Source organism: Mangrovibacterium sp., assembly GCF_059905295.1.
The window spans coordinates 1-1,626 of sequence record NZ_JBZQJF010000297.1 but is presented as its reverse complement, the minus strand read 5'-3'; the positions used below and the strand labels follow the sequence as shown (position 1 = coordinate 1,626).

General features: G+C 42.2%; 2 protein-coding genes and 1 tRNA gene. All 3 read right to left on the bottom strand.

Features of this window, described 5'->3' with window-relative positions; all coding sequences use genetic code 11:
• Positions 1–68: 68 nt before the first annotated feature.
• Entirely contained in the window at positions 69–1,052 is a 984-nt protein-coding gene (locus AC37HE_RS14990; protein WP_500783666.1) for an ISAon1 family transposase, read from the bottom strand.
• Positions 1,027–1,407 carry an ISAon1 family transposase N-terminal region protein gene (locus AC37HE_RS14985; RefSeq protein ID WP_500783665.1) on the bottom strand — a complete coding sequence of 127 codons (381 nt, stop codon included), beginning with the start codon at positions 1,405–1,407 and terminating at the stop codon, positions 1,027–1,029. The genes AC37HE_RS14990 and AC37HE_RS14985 overlap by 26 nt, the downstream gene beginning before the upstream one ends.
• A gap of 145 nt (positions 1,408–1,552) precedes the next feature.
• Positions 1,553–1,626: transfer RNA gene (locus AC37HE_RS14980), tRNA-His, on the bottom strand.

Here is a 1,626-nt window from a genome sequence, read left to right as displayed (position 1 = left end):
GTTTATAAGGTCGGAGATCAAAGCGGCCAGTGTTCGGATCATTCAGAAAACTTGTGGGCTTATTCATTTCAAGCATAGATTTTAGCTACCCGATACATAAAGAATGGTGTGTCATTTACACCTCTCAGACAAGCTCGAAAAGCTTTCAGTTTTGCATTGAAGGATTCTGCAGATGCGTTGGTACTTCGGTTGTCAAAGAAGTTTAATATTTCCCGGTAGTGAGTGTAAATGGTTGCCGAAATGGAGTTAAAGGATTTAAATCCAGAGTCAGTTACATGGTTGTACCAATGAGCAAGCTTTGTGAATGCGATTCCCTTTTCTTTTGTTTTCGAGAAGATTAACCGGAGCCTGTGTGTTAGGTCATAAGCCAGTTTTATGTCCGGGTACTGAGCAAATAAAATTGTTGCCCTTTGTTTTTGTGAGGTAGTCCATTTTTCTGCGGATTTAAATAACAGGTAGCGGCTACGTGCCAATAGTTGCTTTTTTGTATCCCCGTTATCGAACCGGAAAGGAATGTATTCGGTCTTCTCCCAGCGGGCATTATCCAGATCGTTGGTTTCTTCATTAATGGCATCCCAGCGATGGGCAATCCGCATTTCCTGAAGGGCATCATACGCTAACTTTTGAACATGAAAACGGTCGACCACCTTTACGGCACTGGGGAAACATTGCCTGGCGATTTGATTCATAGAACCGGCCATATCTAAAGTGATTTCTTCGACCTTTAATCTTAGTTTTTCCGGGATCTTTTTCAGAATGGCTATAACTTCTTCTGCTTTGGTGCCTTTTATAATGGCAATTAGCGTTCCTTTACGTCCCTTTCCTGCTTTATTGGTGACAATTGTATATAACTCGCCCTGTGATAATGAGGTCTCATCAATACTGAGATGCCTCCCTATATTGTCAGGAAACAGGATCCACCTGTTTGCATGTGATTTCTGATTCCATTGGCGGTAGTCACTTAAGTGCTCTTTGTATTGGGTTGAAAACAGGTTCCCGTTGATGGTATAAAACTTCTCCAGCGAGTTACTGCTGATCGGGTATGAATCCAAGTAATCCTTTTAAAAAAGTCGCAAAACCTTTGGTCATGCGGGTTCCCTGGGCAACGCTGTTCCAGTCACGGCTAACAACCTGTTCTGTTGATTCTATCAGCCAACGCCTACGTCTGATATGTAAAAACAAGGGCTTATCCCGTAGTGGGAAATCCTGAATACTGATCGGTGCATGAAAGCCCTTTGATGTTAGCTTGTCCGATTCAAAGCCGGCTGGCTTTATGTCTTTTTCCTCCAGGTAAACATGAACCTTACCATCTTTTTCTTCAAGGTTAGTCACCTGAAAATAATCAAATAACTCTTCGGGTAAAATGAGACGAATTAGGGTACTGTATTGATTGCTTTGCTCTGACATTTCTTTCTTTCAATTATCAAGCGCAAAACTCTCAAATTTATTTCTACCCCACAAGTTTATGAAGTGATCCCTTTTTAAGCCGGGAAATTCTGGGGAAAAGTCTTGAAACGAAAAAAGGATGTCAAAATTGACATCCTTTGTTTTGGGTGGAAGACCGGTCTCGAACCGGCGACCTTCGGAACCACAATCCGACGCTCTAACCAACTGAGCTACAACCAC